The 502-nt window shown below is 58.0% G+C and carries 1 protein-coding gene; it reads left to right on the top strand.

Features of this window, described 5'->3' with window-relative positions:
- Positions 1-111: 111 nt before the first annotated feature.
- Positions 112-502, top strand: a 391-nt coding sequence (locus tag NW858_RS13520) for a DNA repair exonuclease (RefSeq protein ID WP_414520695.1), incomplete at its 3' end; no start/stop codon positions are given.

Genomic DNA, 502 nt, shown 5'->3' on the forward strand with positions numbered 1-502 from the left:
GCTTTCATCCCGACACTGATTGGCTCTTGGGTAAACACAGTTCACCCCTACAGTGCGGGGCTTCCCGCCGATTAAGCTAAACTGTGGGCAATTTGCTGGCAGGTTCGGGCGATGGCCACTTCTACCTGCACCTTTTTGCATCTAGCCGATGTGCATCTGGGCTACGACCGCTACAACAGCCCGGAGCGGAGCAAAGATTTCTTTTTGGCCTTTCGGGATGTGGTGCGCCGCCATGCCATCCAGAACCCGGTGGATTTTGTCCTCATCGCCGGGGATCTGTTTGAGCATCGGCAAATTCAGCCTGGCGTCCTCAACCAAGCCCAGATTGTCTTGCGGGAGCTAAAGCAGGCCGGGATCCCCGTCTTGGCCATTGAGGGCAACCACGACAATCGCCCCTACGGTGTCAAGACCAGTTGGCTGCGATACTTGGCCGATCACGGCGAACTGATCCTGCTGGAGCCGGAAGCAGGAGAGGAGGGTTTGGAGCTGCGCCCCTGGGAAG

It is taken from the genome of Synechococcus sp. H55.10, assembly GCF_047502715.1.
Taxonomy (GTDB): domain Bacteria; phylum Cyanobacteriota; class Cyanobacteriia; order Thermostichales; family Thermostichaceae; genus Thermostichus.